General features: G+C 75.1%; 17 protein-coding genes. 9 read left to right on the top strand and 8 right to left on the bottom strand.

Annotated features, from left to right (window positions below; all coding sequences use genetic code 11):
• Positions 1-96: 96 nt before the first annotated feature.
• Both ABT023_RS07075 and ABT023_RS07070 read right to left on the bottom strand, forming a co-directional pair.
• Positions 97-426, bottom strand: coding sequence for a hypothetical protein (locus tag ABT023_RS07075; RefSeq protein ID WP_350882588.1), 330 nt, complete (start codon positions 424-426; stop codon positions 97-99).
• A gap of 103 nt (positions 427-529) precedes the next feature.
• Complete coding sequence (locus ABT023_RS07070; protein WP_350882587.1) at positions 530-1,069, bottom strand: hypothetical protein; 540 nt, start codon at positions 1,067-1,069, stop codon at positions 530-532.
• Positions 1,070-1,335: 266 nt separating this feature from the next.
• On the opposite strand from ABT023_RS07070, the gene ABT023_RS07065 reads away from it, so the two are divergent.
• The 8 genes from ABT023_RS07065 to ABT023_RS07030 all read left to right on the top strand — a co-directional run bounded on the left by ABT023_RS07065 (position 1,336) and on the right by ABT023_RS07030 (position 10,170).
• Positions 1,336-2,520: a sensor histidine kinase gene (locus ABT023_RS07065; RefSeq protein WP_350882585.1), complete on the top strand. Its 1,185-nt coding sequence runs from the start codon at positions 1,336-1,338 to the stop codon at positions 2,518-2,520.
• A gap of 98 nt (positions 2,521-2,618) precedes the next feature.
• Positions 2,619-3,329, top strand: coding sequence for a response regulator (locus tag ABT023_RS07060; RefSeq protein ID WP_350882920.1), 711 nt, complete (start codon positions 2,619-2,621; stop codon positions 3,327-3,329).
• Positions 3,326-4,555 (top strand): PucR family transcriptional regulator, encoded by a 1,230-nt coding sequence (locus ABT023_RS07055; protein WP_350882583.1) that lies wholly within the window; start codon positions 3,326-3,328, stop codon positions 4,553-4,555. The genes ABT023_RS07060 and ABT023_RS07055 overlap by 4 nt, the downstream gene beginning before the upstream one ends.
• Before the next feature lie 107 nt (positions 4,556-4,662).
• On the top strand, positions 4,663-5,832 hold the full coding sequence (locus ABT023_RS07050) for an acyltransferase domain-containing protein (protein ID WP_350882581.1): 1,170 nt from the start codon (positions 4,663-4,665) through the stop codon (positions 5,830-5,832).
• Entirely contained in the window at positions 5,832-6,776 is a 945-nt protein-coding gene (locus ABT023_RS07045; RefSeq protein ID WP_350882579.1) for a beta-ketoacyl-ACP synthase III, read from the top strand. Before ABT023_RS07050 ends, ABT023_RS07045 begins: the two co-directional genes overlap by 1 nt.
• A gap of 83 nt (positions 6,777-6,859) precedes the next feature.
• Positions 6,860-7,099, top strand: a complete 240-nt coding sequence (locus tag ABT023_RS07040) for an acyl carrier protein (protein WP_350882577.1) — start codon at positions 6,860-6,862, stop codon at positions 7,097-7,099.
• Between the two features lie 2 nt (positions 7,100-7,101).
• Positions 7,102-8,328: a beta-ketoacyl-ACP synthase II gene (gene fabF, locus ABT023_RS07035; protein ID WP_350882575.1), complete on the top strand. Its 1,227-nt coding sequence runs from the start codon at positions 7,102-7,104 to the stop codon at positions 8,326-8,328.
• 324 nt (positions 8,329-8,652) lie between these two features.
• Positions 8,653-10,170 carry an LPXTG cell wall anchor domain-containing protein gene (locus ABT023_RS07030; protein ID WP_350882573.1) on the top strand — a complete coding sequence of 506 codons (1,518 nt, stop codon included), beginning with the start codon at positions 8,653-8,655 and terminating at the stop codon, positions 10,168-10,170.
• Positions 10,171-10,246: 76 nt separating this feature from the next.
• On the opposite strand, the gene ABT023_RS07025 is transcribed toward ABT023_RS07030, so the two are convergent.
• Together ABT023_RS07025 and ABT023_RS07020 are read right to left on the bottom strand one after the other, a co-directional pair.
• Positions 10,247-10,465, bottom strand: coding sequence for a hypothetical protein (locus tag ABT023_RS07025; RefSeq protein ID WP_350882571.1), 219 nt, complete (start codon positions 10,463-10,465; stop codon positions 10,247-10,249).
• A gap of 133 nt (positions 10,466-10,598) precedes the next feature.
• Entirely contained in the window at positions 10,599-11,039 is a 441-nt protein-coding gene (locus ABT023_RS07020; protein ID WP_350882569.1) for a VOC family protein, read from the bottom strand.
• Positions 11,040-11,237: 198 nt separating this feature from the next.
• Here ABT023_RS07020 and ABT023_RS07015 point away from each other — a divergent pair, with 198 nt between their 5' ends.
• The gene (locus ABT023_RS07015; RefSeq protein ID WP_350882567.1) at positions 11,238-11,954 is read left to right on the top strand and encodes a class I SAM-dependent methyltransferase; all 717 of its coding nucleotides are present in this window, start codon (positions 11,238-11,240) and stop codon (positions 11,952-11,954) included.
• A gap of 101 nt (positions 11,955-12,055) precedes the next feature.
• On the opposite strand, the gene ABT023_RS07010 is transcribed toward ABT023_RS07015, so the two are convergent.
• The 4 genes from ABT023_RS07010 to ABT023_RS06995 all read right to left on the bottom strand — a co-directional run bounded on the left by ABT023_RS07010 (position 12,056) and on the right by ABT023_RS06995 (position 16,176).
• Complete coding sequence (locus ABT023_RS07010) at positions 12,056-12,985, bottom strand: ROK family protein (RefSeq protein ID WP_350882565.1); 930 nt, start codon at positions 12,983-12,985, stop codon at positions 12,056-12,058.
• A gap of 37 nt (positions 12,986-13,022) precedes the next feature.
• Positions 13,023-14,480: an argininosuccinate lyase gene (locus ABT023_RS07005; RefSeq protein WP_350882563.1), complete on the bottom strand. Its 1,458-nt coding sequence runs from the start codon at positions 14,478-14,480 to the stop codon at positions 13,023-13,025.
• Positions 14,481-14,545: 65 nt separating this feature from the next.
• On the bottom strand, positions 14,546-15,499 hold the full coding sequence (locus ABT023_RS07000) for an amidohydrolase family protein (protein ID WP_350882561.1): 954 nt from the start codon (positions 15,497-15,499) through the stop codon (positions 14,546-14,548).
• Positions 15,496-16,176, bottom strand: a complete 681-nt coding sequence (locus ABT023_RS06995; protein ID WP_350882559.1) for a creatininase family protein — start codon at positions 16,174-16,176, stop codon at positions 15,496-15,498. The genes ABT023_RS07000 and ABT023_RS06995 overlap by 4 nt, the downstream gene beginning before the upstream one ends.
• Positions 16,177-16,323: the final 147 nt, after the last annotated feature.

Raw genomic sequence — 16,323 nt, 5'->3', positions numbered from 1 at the left:
CGCTAGCCGCTGCGGGGTCACCGCGGGGCCGGCACGGGTGGGCCCCGCAGACCCCGCGCCACGGGGCGGGGCCGGCGGCGGGCCGTCAGGCCGCTGTCAGCACCAGCGGCGCGGCGGGCGCTCCCGGCGGACCGCCCGGTGCCGGGGACGGACCGGGCCGTGCCGGTGCGCGCCGGCCCAGCCGGACAGGTCGCTGCGGCAGGCCGCCGCGCGGCCCAGCTCGTCGGCGGGTGGCTCGGGGGTGCGCTGGCGGGGCACCGGCGCGTCGTCCTCGGCCCGCTCGGCGGCCCGGCCGGAGGTCGGCTCGACGGGGTGGACCGGGCCGGTGAGCCGGCGGTGGTGCTCGGCCGCCGGCTGGGGGTCGTGGTGGCCCGGCCGGCGGGTCTCCCCCTGGGCGCAGCCGTACTCGGCCTCCCCGTGCGCCATCCCCGGTCTCCTCATGCTCGCCGTCGCGCCTGGCCGGTCGTGGCCCGCGCGCCCTGTCACCGTACTGGGGCGGGCCGACGCGTCGTGCGGCGCGTACCCCACCTCAGCGCTTGGGGCGACGCGGGAAGATCGTCTCCCAGACCGGGAAGGCGACCAGCCAGATCGCGATGGCGAGGGTGAGTTTCTGGATCCAGTTCCACAGCTCACGGGTGCGCTCGGCGTCGCCCACGTAGAGGATCGCGGCACCGAGCAGCGCGCAGGCGACGGCCCAGCCGAGCAGCCCCTTGCCCCACTCCCGCCACTCGTGGCGGGTGCGCGCCCAGCCGTGCTCGGGCGGCCGGACCGGGGGCGGGCCGCCGGCGAACCGGTGGGCGAAGCGCTGGTCGGCCCAGCGCACCATCGAGTGGCCGAAGGCCACCGAGAAGCCCAGGTAGGCGGCGGCCAGGCCGTGGGTGACGTCCGCGGTGGCGCCGCGCCGCAGGTCCAGCGCGGTCGCCGCGAGCAGCACCAGGTCGATCACGGGTACGCAGAACAGCAGCGCCGCGCCGAGGCGCGGTCTACGCAGCGGGTAGCGGGCCACCAGACCCGCCGCGAGCACCACCCAGAACCCGATCTCGCACCCGATGATGACCGCGACCAGCACGCCGACCTCCCGTTCGTCGAGGTCCAGCGTGCCGCCCGGCGCGGGCCCCGGCGTCGGCGCGGACGGTGAGATCCGGGTCCGCCGAAGGATGGACCCGGGGCGCCCCGCCCGGGGCACCTGCGCCTGGCCGCCGTCATGACCCCGGTGTACTTGCGCCTGGCCGCCGTCCTGACCCGGTGTACGGCTGAGCCGTACCTCCTTCGGCGGACCACGGCCTCGTGCCGTGGGCGGAGCCGGCGCGGCGACGGGTGTGGTGGGATCGGGCCATGCCACCGCCACCCTGGCTCGGCTCCGGGACCCTTGGCCGGGACCTGGCGCTGGCCGGCGCCTCCCTGACGGGCGGGCTGGCGCTGCTCAGCCTCGGCTCGTACCTGGCGATCGCCCCGCGCACCGACGTACCGGCTGCGGCCTTCCTGCCGTCGCTGCTGGCCGTGTCGGCGGCGGTCGGCCTGCGCCGGGTGGCCACCCGTACCGGTTTGGCCCTCGGCACGGCGGCGCTGGTCGTCGACGTCGCCCTCGGCACCACCCTCGGCACCGCGCTGATCTACACCCAGGTGCTCTACGACTCCTGCGTGTACGGCCCGCCCCGGCTGTGGCGGTGGCTGTTGCGGGTCGCCGTGGCACTCAGCCTGCTCGCCGCTGGCGCCGGGACGCTGGTGTCCGGCAACTGGCGGGGGGTGGCGTTCACCGTGCCCGTGGTGCTGGTCGCGGTCCTGCCGGTGCTGACCGGGATCAGTGTGCGGCAGTACCGGGACCAGGCGGCGGCCGAACGGGCCCGGGCCGAGCAGACCGCTCGGCTCACCGAGCTGGACCGGCGGGAGGCGGTCCGCGCCGAACGGTCCCGGATGGCCCGGGAGCTGCACGACGTGGTGGCCAACCACCTCAGCGCGGTGGCCATCCACGCCACCGCCGCGCTCTCCGTGCCGGGGCTGGACCGGGCGCAGGTGAACTCGGCGCTGCGGGTCATCCGGGAGAGCAGCGTGCAGGGCATGGCGGAGATGCGCCAGCTCATCGGGCTGCTGCGGGAGCCGACGCCGGGGACGGCGGACCCGGCCGAGGAGGCGACCCGGGTCCGCCTCGACGAGCTGGACCTGCTGGTGGACCGGATGCGGGCCACCGGACTGACGGTACGGGCCGAGGTGACCGGCGGGCCGCGTCCGCTGCCGGTGGGGGTGGACCTGGCGGCGTACCGGATCGTGCAGGAGTCGTTGACCAACGCGCTGAAGCACGGCGCGGGCGAGGCGGAGCTGATCGTGACGTACCGACCGGCGGAGGTGGTGGTGACCGTGGCGAACCCGGTCCAGGCGGGCGGCGGTGGGCTGGCCGGGGCGGGCGCCGGCCTGATCGGGATGCGCGAGCGCGCGGTGCTGCTGGGCGGCGAGTTCGCCGCCGGCCCGGCCGACGGGCGCTGGCGGGTGCGGGCGGCGCTGCCCACGGGGGAGCCGGCGTGAGCGGCCCGAGCGTCGCCGGCCCCGGCCGAGGGGGCGAGGCGGTGGGCGGCCCGGACGCGGCCTTCCCCGGCCGGCGGGGCGATGGCGCGGACGGTCCGGTGCGGGTGGTCCTCGCCGACGACCAGGCGGCGGTGCGGTCCGGGTTGGCGCTGATCCTGGCCGGGACGCCGGGGATCGCGGTGGTCGGCGAGGCCGCCGACGGGGAGGAGGCGGTGCGGCTCTGCGCCGAACTGCGCCCCGACGTCGCCGTGCTGGACGTACGGATGCCCCGCCTGGACGGCATCTCCGCCACCCGGGAGATCGTCGCCGGCCGGCTCGCCGACGTGCTGGTGCTGACCACCTTCGACCTCGACGAGTACGTGTTCGGCGCGCTGCGGGCCGGGGCGGCCGGCTTCCTGCTGAAGGACACCGAGGCGGACACTCTGGTCGCCGCCGTCCGGACGGTGGCCCGGGGCGAGGGATTCATCGCCCCGGCGGTGACCCGGCGGCTGATCAGCGCGTTCGCGGCCACCGCGCCGGGGGCGTCGGCCGCCGTCCGGGAGGCGGTGGCCGGCCTGACCGCCCGGGAACGGGACGTGCTGGCCTGCCTCGGGCTGGGCCTGTCCAACCAGCAGCTCGCCGACCGGCTGGCGATGGCGGAGAGCACCGCCAAGACCCACGTCAGCCGGATCCTGGCCAAGCTCGACCTGCGCAGCCGCGTCCAGGCCGCGATCCTGGCGCAGGAGCTGGCCCTGCCGGCCCCGCCGCCGGCCCACGCCACCGGTGCCGTTGACCGGGGCCCCCGGCCTTCTGGAAGGCTGGGGGGGTGAGCGAGCCGGGCGGGATCGAGCTGTCGGCCACGCTGCGCCGGATCGAACGGGCGGCGGGGGCGCTGGCCACCGCCAGCGTGGCCCGGATGGACGAGACGTTGCCCTGGTTCCGGTCGCTCCCGGCCGACCAGCGCTCCTGGGTGATGCTGGTGGCCCAGGCCGGCGCCCGGTCGCTGGTGCAGTGGCTGCGCGAGGGCGGCGGCTCGGCCGACAGCACCCAGGAGGTCTCCGACGAGGTCTTCGCCACCGCGCCGCAGGCGCTGGCCCGCTCGATCAGCCTCCAGCAGACGGTGGCGCTGGTCAAGGTGACCATCGAGGTGGTGGAGGAGCAGGTCGGCGCCCTGGCCGCCGAGGGCGAGGAGCAGCGGCTGCGGGAGGCGGTGCTGCGGTTCTCCCGGGAGATCGCCTTCTCCGCCGCCCGGGCGTACGCGCGGGCCGCCGAGTCGCGCGGCTCCTGGGACGCGCGGTTGCAGGCCCTGCTGGTGGACGCCCTGCTGCGCGGGGACTCCCCGGACGTCCTGGCCAGCCGCGCCGCCGCGCTGGGCTGGTCGGACGCCCCTCCGGTCGCGGTCGCGGTGGGCCGCTCCCCGGGCGGCGAGGTGGCCGCCGTGCTGCACACCGCGTACCGGCTGGCCCGGCGGATCGGGGTGGAGATGATCGGCGGGGTGCACGGCGACCGGCTGGTGATCGTGCTCGGCGGGGCAGCCGACCCGCTTTCCGCCGCCGGGACGCTGCTGCCCGCGTTCGGCGACGGCCCGGTGGTGGTGGGCCCGGCGGTGCCGAGCCTGGACGAGGCGACGGACTCGGCCCGCGCCGCGCTGGCCGGGTTCCGGGCGGCCCCGGCCTGGCCGACCGCGCCGCGCCCGGTGCCGGCGGCCGACCTGCTGCCCGAGCGGGCCCTGGCCGGCGACGCCGAGGCCCGCCGTCTGCTGCGCCACGACGTGTACGCGCCGCTGGCCCGTGCCGGCGGCGAGCTGTTGGAGACCCTGGACGCGTTCTTCGCCGCCGGCGGGACGCTGGAGAGCGCCGCCCGGGCGCTGTTCGTGCACCCGAACACGGTGCGCTACCGGCTGCGGCGGATCGCCGAGGTGACCGGGTTCTCGCCGCTGATCCCCCGGGACGCGTTCGCCCTCCAGGTGGCCCTGACCGTGGGCCGGCTCGACCCGGTGGTGCCCCTGCTCGCGAATCAGCCGGTAAGCGCCACAAGCCGGCAAAAGTCCACATAACGACCATCACCGTTGCCGATCTTTGTAGGGTTCCTCCAAAGGTTCTAGTGCGGTTTGGTGTCGGACGGTAGCACCGTGACCGGCGAGTATCCGGAAGAGTCATATCCGTGCTCGCCGTACTCTCACCAGGACAGGGTTCCCAGAAACCCGGCTTCCTGACACCCTGGCTCGACCTGACCGGTGCCGAGGCACGGCTGCGGTGGTGGTCGGCGCTGGCCGGCGTCGACCTGGTCCACCTCGGCACGGCGGCCGACGCCGACGAGATCAAGGACACCGCCCGCACCCAGCCGCTGCTGGTCGCCGCGGCACTGCTCGCGGCCGAGCACCTGCCGATGCACGACGTCGCACTCACGGCCGGGCACAGCGTCGGCGAGCTTGGCGCGGCGGCGCTCGCCGGGGTCTTCCCCGCAGAGACCGCGATCACCCTCGCCGGGGTGCGCGGCCGGGAGATGGCAGCGGCGTGCGCGCTGGAGCCGACGGGCATGGCCGCGGTGCTGGGCGGGGACACCGAGGAGGTGCTCGCCGCCCTCGACAGGCACGGGCTGGAGCCGGCCAACCGCAACAGCGCCGGGCAGATCGTCGCCGCCGGCTCGCTCGACGGGCTGGACAAGCTCGCCGCCGAGCCGCCCGCGAAGGCCCGGGTGGTCCGGCTGAAGGTGGCCGGCGCGTTCCACACCCCGTACATGGCGCCGGCGGAGGACGCGCTGGGCGCGGTGGCCGCCGGGATCACCCCGGCCGACCCGTCCCGGATCCTGCTGTCCGACCTCGACGGCGCGGCGGTCACCCACGGCCGGGAGATGGTGCAGCGGCTGGTCCGCCAGGTCACCTCGCCGGTGCGCTGGGACCTGTGCATGCGCACCCTCGCCGACCTCGGCGTCACCGGCGTGATCGAGCTGCCGCCGGCCGGCACCCTCGCGGGCCTGGTCAAGCGGGAGCTCAAGGAGTCGGGCCTGCCCGAGATCGTCACCCTGAACACGCCGAACGACCTGCCGGCCGCGCGGGACCTGATCGCCCGGCACGGAACGGCCCCGGGCCACAGGCCGACCAGGCGGTTCCGGGTCGTCGTGTCCCCCTCGGCAGGCACCTTCGAGCCCGCCGCAGGGCTGGCCGAGGGCGAGTCGCTGCGCGCCGGTCAGGTGATCGGGCACGTCGCCACCCGGCAGGGCCAGATCGAGGTGACCGCGCACGACAGCGGCGTGCTCACCGAGTGGCTCGCCCACCACACCGACCCGGTCGCGCCGGGCCAACCGCTCGCCCGAATCGGGGGTCAACACTGATGACTGGCAGCCGGATTCTCGCGCTGGGGCACTACCAGCCGTCCCGGGTCGTCACCAACGACGACCTCGCCCAGTTCGTCGAGACCAACGACGAGTGGATCCGGGACCGGGTCGGCATCGCCAGCCGACGGATCGCCGGCGACGAGACGGTGGCCGACATGGCGGCGGCCGCCGCTGACAAGGCCCTGGCCAACTCCGGGCTCACCGCCGCCGACATCGACCTCGTCGTGGTGGCCACCTGCACCTCGATCGACCGCAGCCCGAACGTGGCCTGCCGGGTCGCCGCGAAGCTCGGCATCACCGCACCGGGCGCGTTCGACCTCAACACCGCGTGCTCGGGCTTCGCCTACGCGCTGGGCACCGTCGACCACGCGATCCGGGCCGGGGCGTCGCGGAACGCGATCGTCATCGGGGCGGAGAAGCTGTCCGACTTCACCGACTGGACCGACCGCTCCACCTGCATCATCTTCGCCGACGGCGCCGGCGCCGCGGTGGTCACCGCCACGGCCGAGGGCGAGCCGGCCGGGGTGGGCCCGGTGGTCTGGGGCTCGGTTCCGGAGAAGGGCGACGCGGTACGCATCGAGGGCTGGCGGCCGTACGTCAAGCAGGAGGGCCAGACGGTGTTCCGCTGGGCCACCACCGAACTGGCCCCGCTGGCCCTGCAGGCCTGCGAGCGGGCCGGGGTCGCCCCGTCGGAGCTGGCCGCGTTCGTGCCGCACCAGGCCAACACCCGGATCATCGACGGCATCGCCAAGCGGCTCGGCATCCCCAACGCGATCATCGCGAAGGATCTCATCGAGTCGGGCAACACCTCGGCGGCGAGCGTGCCGCTGGCGCTGTCCAAGCTCGTCGAGCGCCGGGAGGTGCCCTCCGGCGCCCCGGTCCTGCTCTTCGGCTTCGGCGGCGGCCTGACCTACGCCGGTCAGGTCGTCCGCTGCCCCTGACGTCCGGCCCCTTCCAGGGCCGTTCGCACGCCGCCGGCACGCGTCGCGCGGCGAGTCCAACCATCGAAAGGAACGCACCAACCATGACCCGTGACGAGATCACCGCCGGCCTCGCCGAGATCCTCGAAGAGGTTGCCGGGGTGAACCCGGACGACGTGGCCGAGGGCAAGTCCTTCACCGACGACCTCGACGTCGACTCGCTCTCCATGGTGGAGGTCGTGGTCGCCGCCGAGGAGAAGTTCGGTGTCAAGATCCCCGACAACGAGGTGCAGAACCTGAAGACCGTGGGCGACGCCGTCAGCTACATCGAGGCGCAGGTCTGATCATGGCTCGCTCCGACGTCGTCGTCACCGGGCTCGGCGCGACCACCCCGCTGGGCGGGGACGTCGCGTCGACCTGGGACGCCATGCTCGCCGGCCGCTCCGGGGTGGGTCCGCTCACCCAGGAGTGGGCCGCGCAACTCCCGGTCCGGATCGCCGCGCAGCTCGCCGTCGACCCGTCCGAGGTGCTGGACCGGGTCAAGCTGCGCCGGCTCGACCGCTCCGAGGCAATCGCGATCATCGCGGCCAGGCAGGCCTGGGCGGACGCGGGCCTGGCCGACTCCGGGTTGGACCCGGAGCGGCTGGCGGTCAGCGTCGGCTCGGGCATCGGCGGGGCCACCACCCTGCTAGCCCAGGACGACATCCTGGAGGCCTCCGGCCCTCGACGGGTGTCCCCGCACACCATCCCGATGCTGATGCCCAACGGTCCCGCCGCCTGGGTGGGGTTGGAGCTGGGCGCGAAGGCCGGGGTGCACACGGTGGCCAGCGCCTGCGCGACCGGGGCGGAGGCCATCTCGCTCGGCCTGGACATCATCCGCTCCGGCCGGGCCGACGTGGTGCTGGCCGGCGGCACCGAGGCGGTCATCCACCCGCTGCCGATCGCCGGGTTCGCCTCGATGCGGGCGATGTCCACCCGCAACGACGAGCCCGAGCGGGCCTCCCGACCGTGGGACACCGGCCGGGACGGCTTCGTGCTCGGCGAGGGCGCGGGCGTGCTGGTCCTGGAGCGGGCCGAGCACGCCGCCGCCCGGGGCGCCCGGGTGTACGCGCGGCTGGCCGGCGCCGGGATCACCTCTGACGCGTACGACATCGTGCAGCCGCACGCGGAGGGCGAGGGCGCGATCCGGGCGATCGCGAAGGCGGTCGCGGACGCCGGCATCGCGAAGAGCGACATCGTGCATGTCAACGCGCACGCCACCTCGACCCCGGTCGGGGACATGCTGGAGATCGGGGCGCTGCGCGCAGCGCTCGGCGACCATCCGGTGCTCACCGCCACCAAGTCGATGACCGGTCACCTGCTCGGTGCGGCCGGCGCGTTGGAGTCGATCGCCACCATCCTGGCCATCCGCGACGGTGTGATCCCCCCGACGATCAACCTGGACGACCCGGAAGCCGGCCTCGATCTGGACGTGGTCGCCCACAAGGCGCGGCACATGGAGATCCCCGCCGCGCTGAACAACGCGTTCGGCTTCGGCGGGCACAACGTGGCTCTCGTCTTCGCCCGGCCCTGAGAATCCGGGCCCTCGGAGGCGGATCTGTCCGGACGAGGCGGCCGGCAGCGGCGCGGGCACCAACTGACCGCGCCGCTGCCGACCCCGGCCACCTGCCCGGCCGGAGCAGGAGTGGGACGGCGTGGCCTGTGACCGCTTGTGAGAGGGCCCCCTGTTGACGCGATCCGCGCAGCAGGGGGCCCTCTCGACGTTGCGGGGCGCAGGGCGTGTCCAGCCGTTCGGCCTCCCTTTCACAGGCCATCGGTCGATGGGGGCGACCTGCGGGTCGAGGAGTCCTTATATTGACAGGGACCACTTGTGGCCCCGCCCGGGAGGAATTCCTTGATGCTCAAGCACCCCACCCTGCGCTGGTTGGCCGGGCTCGGCGTCGCAGGCGCGCTCGTCTCCGCCACCCCCGCCGTCGCGGCCGGCCCGCTCCGGGTGCTCGCCGCCGACATCCTGGTCGTGGAGGTCGTCAACTCGATTCACGAGATCGACGTTGCCCTGGACGGTGACAAGCCCGACGACCAGTCGTTCAGCCTCGAACTCGACCTGTCGAAGGTGGACAGGCTGATCACCCTGCAACCGCCCTCGGACGGCTGGGACTGCGACCGGGCCGGCGACAAGCTGCACTGCGAGGCCTGGAAGGCCCTGGAGGTCCGCCCGCGCTTCTCCTACCGGGCCATGGCCAAGGCGGGTGCCGCCCCGGGCGACAGGGGCGAACTGGCGATCACCGCCACGTACGCCGGCCGGAAGGCCAACCGAACGATCAACGTCACCGTCGGCGAGGATGTCGATCTGGACTCCGAGATCGAGGACGCGGTCGATGGCGAGCCCGGCACCGATGTGAGCCTGCGCGGCATCATCCGCAACAGCGGTCAGAACATCGTGCACGGCGCGGTGCTGGAGTTCCGTCCCCACAAGTTGAGCCCCTACCTCGGCAACTTCAGCAACTGCGCCTCCCGGGGCGGGCAGTCCGTCGTCTGCCGGTTCGACGCCGACCTGGAGCCCGGCAGGCGCTACCGGCTCTCCGATCCGCTGCCGGTCCACCTCGACGCGGCCGCCCGTACCGGCACGTTGATCAGCAACTTCCTCACCTGGCGGACCAAGGACGACTGGGCTCTGATCGAGAACAACCCCGACTCACCGGTGCCCCCCGGCAAACCGGGGACCGGCAAGGAGCTGCGCCTGGTCGACGACGGCGGGCGGCGCGCCGCCGTGCCGCAGACCGACGTGCGCGGGAACAACTTCACCGAGTCCTTCATCAGGGTCACCGGCAACAGCACCGCGGACCTGACCGTGGAGGGCTCGACGGTGACCGGCAAGGTCGGCGACAAGGTCAGGGTGAGAGCCGGCGTGCGGAACCTGGGCCCGGCGTACTTCGAGGCCTGGCCGGTGTGGGTGACGAAGCCGCTCGTGACGGTTCGCGTGCCGGTGGGAACCACGGCGGTGACCGTGCCGAAGTTGTGCGCCCCGTACTCCTCGGGGGACTGGATGGGGCAACCGGCGGACAACTGGGGGCGGCCGGGCGCGGAGGAGTACGGCTGCCTGCCCACGAAGGACCTCGCCAAGGGTGCGGCGTCCGAGTACGAGTTCAGCCTCCGCATCGACAAGCTCACCACCAGGACCTCCGGCGAGGTGAGGGCGCTCCTCGACCGCGACCCGAACCAGCGCAACGACAAGGCCGCGATCACCGTCAAGCTCGCCACGACCGGCGGGGGCGGCGGAGGCGGTGACGGCGGCACCCTGCCGATCACCGGCTCCTCCACCGGCCTGATCGCCGGCATCGGCGGGCTGCTGCTCGTGGCCGGCGTCGGCGGCGTCCTGGTCGCCAGGCGCCGCCGGACCCGCTTCGTCGCCTGAACACGGCACGGTGCTGTTCGGGCTGGCCACCGGGTCCACACCGGTCGCCGGGCTGGGCCTCGGGCCCGGTCGCGGGTCAGGCTCGGTTGCGGGGGTGCTGCCGCGCGGCGCGTTCGTTGCCCCGGCGGTAGTTGCCGGTCCACCGGGCCATCACCAGTTGCGGGTCGCCGTCGACCTCGGCGAGGAACTCCGCCGCCCGGCCGCCCCGCAGCGTGCCGGCCGCCCGTCCGTGGTGCGTGATCACCACCGACCCGTCCGCCCGCTGGGCGTACGCAAAACCCTGTGCTTCTGCCATGCCCGGCACACTCCCACCCCGCCCCCGGCCACCGCACCCCGATTTCGCCCGGGCACCGGACAGATCTTGGGTAAGGAGACGGCCCCTCCAGGGGCCGGAATCCTCCAAGATCTGTCGCGCGGCGGCGGGGCGGCTAGTCGGGAGCTTTTTCGGCGAGGATTCCGGTGCCCTGGCCCAGCTCGATGAGATAGCCGTCGGGGTCGCGCAGGTAGCACCGGATCTCCACGCCGTGGTCCTTCGGCTCGGTGAGGAACTGTCCGCCCCGCGAGCGCCACAGCTCGTAGACGGCGTGCACGTCGGTCACTCGGACGTTGAGCGCGCTGTGGAGCAGGTTCGGGTCCGTCGGCGCCCGGGCGACGACGGTCGGCTTGTCGTCGGTCGGGCCGCCCTCGTCGTTGATCACGAGGTAGCTGTTGTGCAGCCGGAGGATGGCGGGCTGGCGCTCCCGTACCACCGTCGCGCCGAGCACCGTCCGGTAGAACTCACGCGAGCGTTCCACGTCCCGCACGATCAACAGGTGGGTGAGCACCATGCCGTGTTCCGGCCGGAAGTAGTCCGGGGCCTCGTTCGTCACTGCCGCCTCCCTCGGGATGACCCGTCGGGTACCCGCGTGCGGCCACGGCACACCTGCCGACCCGCCGCCCACCGAGCTGTTCCGTCGGTTCCTGCGCTGGGCCCGCCGCCCGGCCCCGGGCACCTCCGCACACCCGGGCGGGGCGGACGGGCCGGGCCGCTAGGGTGGGATCCGCCGAGACCCTGCGAGGAGCATGCCGTGGAAGCGACCGAGATCCGCAAGCTCGCCGCCCTGGAGGACACCCACTGGTGGTACCGGGAGCGGCGGGCCCTGCTGGCCCGGGCGCTGCGCCGGCTGGCCGCCGCCGGCCACTCCCCCGGGCGGGCGCTGGACGTCGGCGCGGCCGGCGGCGGCAACACCCGGGTGCTGCGGGCGCACGGCTGGCGTCCGGTGGCCCTGGAGTACAGCGTGGAGGGCGCCGGGGTGGCCCGCGAGCGTGGGCTCGACGTGATCCGGGCCGACGCCCGGCACCTGCCGTTGCCCTCGGCGAGCCTGGGCCTGGTGACCGCGTTCGACATCCTGGAACACTTCGACGAGGACCACCTGGCCGCCGCCGAGATCCGCCGCACCCTGCGCCCCGGCGGCGTCGCCCTGATCGCCGTACCGGCCGACATGGCGCTCTGGTCGGCGCACGACGTGGCGGTCGGCCACGTCCGGCGCTACGACCGGGCGTCGCTGCGCGCCGTGGTGGAGAAGGCCGGCCTGGTGGTCGACGAGCTGTGGAGCTGGAACGTGCTGCTCCGGCCGGTGGCGGCGTGGCGTCGGCGGAAGTCCACCGGCAGCGACCTGGACGACCTGAACCCGGTGGTCAACCTGGGGCTACGGACCATCGTCACCGCCGAGCGGTACCTGCCGGTGCGCTCCCTGCCCGGGGTGTCGCTGATGCTGCGCGCCCACCGCCCGACGGCCGACTGACCGGGCGGCCGGCCGGCTGAGCGGACCGACGGTTCCGGGTGCGGTTGTTGGTGCCAGAGCCGCAACAACCGCACCCGGAGGGCACCGCCTCGCGAGCGGGGTCAGCGGGGGGCCGGGACCGCCTCGCGGGCCAGGACGACCGCGCCGAGCAGCGCGGCGTCGTCGGCGAAGCCGGAGAGCACCACGTCCGGCCGGTACGGCAGCACGGCGGCCAGCCGCTCGACCAGCAGGCCGCGGATCAACTCGCTGCCGGCCACCCCGCCCACCAGCACCACCCGCTGCGGGTCGAGCAGCAGGCAGCAGGTGACCAGGTGGCGGGCCAGCTCGTCGACCCGGGCGGTCAGGGCGTCCCGGGCCGGGCCGGGCCGCTCGGCGGCGGCGGCCAGCCCGGCGGCGGTCCCCGGCACGCCGAGCTCGTCGGCGAGCCGGTCCAGCGCCCGGCCGGAGAATTCCAGCTCCAGCATGGTGCCGGGCCACGGGCCGCCCGCCACGGCGTACCCGATCTCGCCGGCCGCGCCGTGGTGCCCGGCCAGCACCGACCCGCGCACGGTGAGCGCCGCCGCGACCCCGGTGCCGATGCCGACGACCAGGCCGGGGTCGGCGTCGCGGAGCGCGCCGAAGCGCAGCTCGGCGAGGGCGGCGGCGTTCAGGTCGTTGTCGACCGCCACCGCCGGCACGCCGAACCGGTCGCGGACCGCGTCGGCCAGCCGCAGCCGGTCCCAGCCGGGCACGTTCGGGGCCAGATCTATGCCGTCGGGCCGGACCACCCCGGGCGAGGCGATCCCGGCCGCCGCGACCGGGCCGCCGACCTCCCGCACCAGCTTCGCGGCCAGGTCCAGCGCGCGGTCCAGGGCCTGCGGGGCACCCTGTTCGGCGTGCGTCGGCACGCGCTCGCAGGCCAGCAGCCGGCCCTCGCCGTCGGCCACCCCGACGGCCATCTTGGTGCCGCCGAAGTCGATGCCGAGCAGCACGGGGGCGTCACCGGCCACCGGCGCGGGCTGGGCGACCCGCCCGGCCAGCCGCACGCTCACAGTTCAGTCCCGTCGATCGCGTCCGCGACGCCCGCGCTCATCGGGCCGCTCGCTCGGCGGCCACGGCGTCCAGCGCCTCGTCGGCCCTGGCCAGTCGGTCCCGCACGGCGGCCAGCCGGCCGGCCACGGTGTCGAAGGTGCCGCGCAGCACGGTCACCTGGGCCCGGACGGCGTACGCGCCGGGGCCGTCGACCTGGGCCCGGTCGAGCACCAGCTCGGGGCGGACGGCGGCGGCGATCAGGTCGCCGATCGCGTCGTCGTCGAGCCGGTCGGTGATCTGATCGGCCGCCGCCCGGACGCCCTCGGGGGTCCAGGTGTCCGGCGCACCGCCCCGGACCAGCCGGCCGACCACCGAGTGGGCGGCCCGGAACGGCACCCCGTGCCGGGTCAGCGCGTCCGCGGCGGCCGTGGTGGTGGCCCCGGAGGCGACGATCTCCTCGCGCGACGGCGGCTCCAGCGGCTCGATCTCGGCGAGGAAGCCGCCGAGCAGGGCGAAGAACCGGTCGGTGCGGTCGTTGCTGTCCCACAGGCGCACCTGCACGTCGGTGGTGGCGTTGTTGGAGTCCTCCCACCAGGCCGCGCCCACGTTGTTCAGCACGCTCGCGGCGTCGGCGGCGGTGGCCCCGGCCATCGACACGAGGTGCTCCAGCACCACCGGGTTGCGCTTCTGCGGCATGATGCTGCTGCCCTGGGTGAAGTCGCCCGGGGTGGTCACCCAGCGCCAGGTCAGCCAGTCCATCAGGGTGCGGGCCAGCCGCGCCCCGGTGGCCAGGGCCTGCGCGTTGAGGGTGCCGACCCGGACCAGGTGGTCGGCGCCGGCCACCGCCTCGTACGAGTTGGTGACCAGGCCGCCGAAGCCGAGCAGCTCGGCCACCCGGGCGGGGGCGATGTCCAGGTCGGTGCCGGCGAACGCGCAGGAGCCCAGCGGCGAGGTGTTGATCTGGTCGATCAGGTCGGCGTACGCGACGGCCTCGCCGGCCAGGGCCTCGGCGTACCCGGCGAGGGCGTGGCCGATGGTGGTCGGCTGGGCCGGGCGGCGGTGGGTGTAGCCGGTGATGACCACGTCGGCGTACCGGTCGGCGGAGTCCAGGGCGGTGGCCCCGGCGGCGAGCACCCGGTCGAGCACCCCGAGGAGCTGGTCGCGCAGCAGCATCCGGAACACCCCGGCGTCGAGGTCGTTGCGGCTGCGCGCCATCTGCACGTCCAGCTCGGACGTGGGGATGCCGCACGCCTCGGCGATCCGCTTCTCCATGAGGTAGTACGTGTCCTCGAAGCTGCCGTCGAAGGCGGGCGCGGGGCCCGTGTCGGCGCGCAGCTCCGCCAGCCCGCGCAGCAGTCGGGCCCCCCGCGCGGCGGGGATCAGCCCCTGCTCGGTCAGCATGACCACGTGCGCCTGGCTGGCCCGCACCATCGCCGGGTAGAGGTACCCGACGTGGTGGTCGTATGTCGGCCGCAGGTGGTACCGCTGGTAGGTGGTCAGCGCGGGTGTGCTCATCAGGAGTCTCTGCTTCCTTCCAGGCCGGGTGCGGCGCTGTTCGCCGCGCCCGGACGTCAGCCGGTCTACTCGTGCACGCCGAGCAGGCGCTCGGCGTTCCCGGCGAAGATCGCGCCCAGGTGGTCGTCGGGCAGGCCCAGCTCCCGGCAGATCCGGAGCTGGTCGTCGAGGTAGCGGGTGACGTACCCGCGCGGGAACCACGACGAGTCGCTGCCGTACACGATCCGGTGCGGGCCGATGGTCTCGTAGCAGCGCCGGAACAGCTCCTCCAGCGTGAGCTTGTACGGCATCCAGCGCACCCACTGGTTCGACCCGGACGTGTCGACGTGGATGTTCGGGCAGCCCCAGGCGGCGAAGAGCAGATCCTGCACGTGCTGGACGCCGAAGTGCGGCACCACCACGGCCAGCTCGGGGAACCGGCGGGCCATCCGGGCCAGCTCGTCCGGGCCGCCGTACCGGCCGTGGGACAGGCCGCCGGCGCTGCCGTAGTGCCCGATGTGGATCAGCACCGGCACGCCGAGCCGCTGGGCGGTGGACCAGAGCGGGTCCAGGTCGGCGTGGTCGAGGGGCCCGCGCAGCAGCGGGGCGAACAGCTTGAGCCCGCGCAGGCCGCGCTCGGTCACCGCGCGGTCCAGCTCGCCGGCCGCGTCGGGGCCGTACGGGTCGTGGTGGGCGAAGCCGAGCAGCAGGTCCGGGTGCCGGTCGACGACGTCGGCGACGGTGTCGTTGCCGCCGCCGGTGACGAAGACGGCCCGGCGGACGTTCACCCGGCGCAGCTCCTCGGCCCACCGGTCCGCCTCGTCCTGCCAGCGCTCGGCCGGGGGCTCCGGGTCGGGGAAGGCCCAGGCCTGCCGCCACTGCCGGGCGTACGGGGCGGAGCCGGCGGCCCGGACGGCCCGCTCGTGCTCCCCGCCTGGGTGCATCCCGGCGGCGTGCTCACACGCCTGGATGGTCGAATCCGCGCCGATGCGGAAGTGCAGGTGGAAGTCGACGATGTCGAGTCCCCGGTCGACGGTCACGATGCCCCCTCGGTCGGTTCGCCCTCGGTCGGTTCGCGGGCCGGCGCCGGCGCCGGGTCGCCGGCCGGGTCCGGCAGCGGGTCGGCGGTGGGTGGGGCGGGCGGCGGGGCGGCCACCCAGGCGGCGACGACCTCGCGCAGCCGCGTCCCGGCCAGCTCCCGCACCCGCCGGCCGGCGGGCTCGTCGGCCAGCGAGATGTGCCCGGACCAGCCCTGCCACGGGTCGGGCCGGGACTCCACCAGCACGTACGGGTGGGTCACCGGCAGCTTCGGCTTCGGCGGCAGGTCGTCGACCGCGCCGAGCCGGACCGCGCCGGGGTCGAACCCGAGCACCCCGGAGGTCTCGTACGCCCCGCCGTGCCCGCGCGAGACCAGCGGGCCGTACAGCTCGGTGGTCTCGCCGGGGGTGACGAGCTGGAACCAGTTGACCAGCAGCAGGCTGGCGGTGCGCCGCCCGGAGACCCACTCCATCGCGGCCCGGACGGTGGACATGTTGGCGTCGTGCCCGTTGACGATGAGCAGCCGGGGGAAGCCGGCCGCGACGATGCCCTCGATCACGTCGGCCAGGTAGCCGACCGCGATCTCGGGCCGGATCGCCACGGTGCCGGGCCAGGGCCGGGTCTGGCCGGGGCAGGCGGCGTACGGCACGGCGGGGAAGAGCACCCCGCGCGGGCCCACCGCCGGCCGGCCCTCGGCCGGGGTCGCGGGGGCCGTGGCGGGGCCGCCCCCGCCCGCGGCCCCGGGGACGACCGGCGCCCCCCCGGGGGGGGGGGCGCCCGGCGCGGGGGGCCGGGGGGCCCGGTGGGGAGTACGGGGGGGTGGGGA

Origin of the sequence: Micromonospora sp. NPDC002296, assembly GCF_040296145.1 — a bacterium.
Taxonomy (GTDB): domain Bacteria; phylum Actinomycetota; class Actinomycetes; order Mycobacteriales; family Micromonosporaceae; genus Micromonospora.
Note: the sequence above shows the minus strand (reverse complement) of the source record. Positions and strands in the feature narration are given on the sequence as shown.

What these genes read in the sequence shown, in the direction of transcription:
- fabF (WP_350882575.1), top strand. Translation starts at nt 7,102, where the DNA reads ATGGCTCGCTCCGACGTCGTCGTCACCGGGCTCGGCGCGACCACCCCG.
- ABT023_RS07025 (WP_350882571.1), bottom strand. Translation starts at nt 10,465, where the DNA reads ATGGCAGAAGCACAGGGTTTTGCGTACGCCCAGCGGGCGGACGGGTCG.
- ABT023_RS07030 (WP_350882573.1), top strand. Translation starts at nt 8,653, where the DNA reads ATGCTCAAGCACCCCACCCTGCGCTGGTTGGCCGGGCTCGGCGTCGCA.
- ABT023_RS07075 (WP_350882588.1), bottom strand. Translation starts at nt 426, where the DNA reads ATGGCGCACGGGGAGGCCGAGTACGGCTGCGCCCAGGGGGAGACCCGC.
- ABT023_RS07065 (WP_350882585.1), top strand. Translation starts at nt 1,336, where the DNA reads ATGCCACCGCCACCCTGGCTCGGCTCCGGGACCCTTGGCCGGGACCTG.
- ABT023_RS07040 (WP_350882577.1), top strand. Translation starts at nt 6,860, where the DNA reads ATGACCCGTGACGAGATCACCGCCGGCCTCGCCGAGATCCTCGAAGAG.
- ABT023_RS07005 (WP_350882563.1), bottom strand. Translation starts at nt 14,480, where the DNA reads ATGAGCACACCCGCGCTGACCACCTACCAGCGGTACCACCTGCGGCCG.
- ABT023_RS07045 (WP_350882579.1), top strand. Translation starts at nt 5,832, where the DNA reads ATGACTGGCAGCCGGATTCTCGCGCTGGGGCACTACCAGCCGTCCCGG.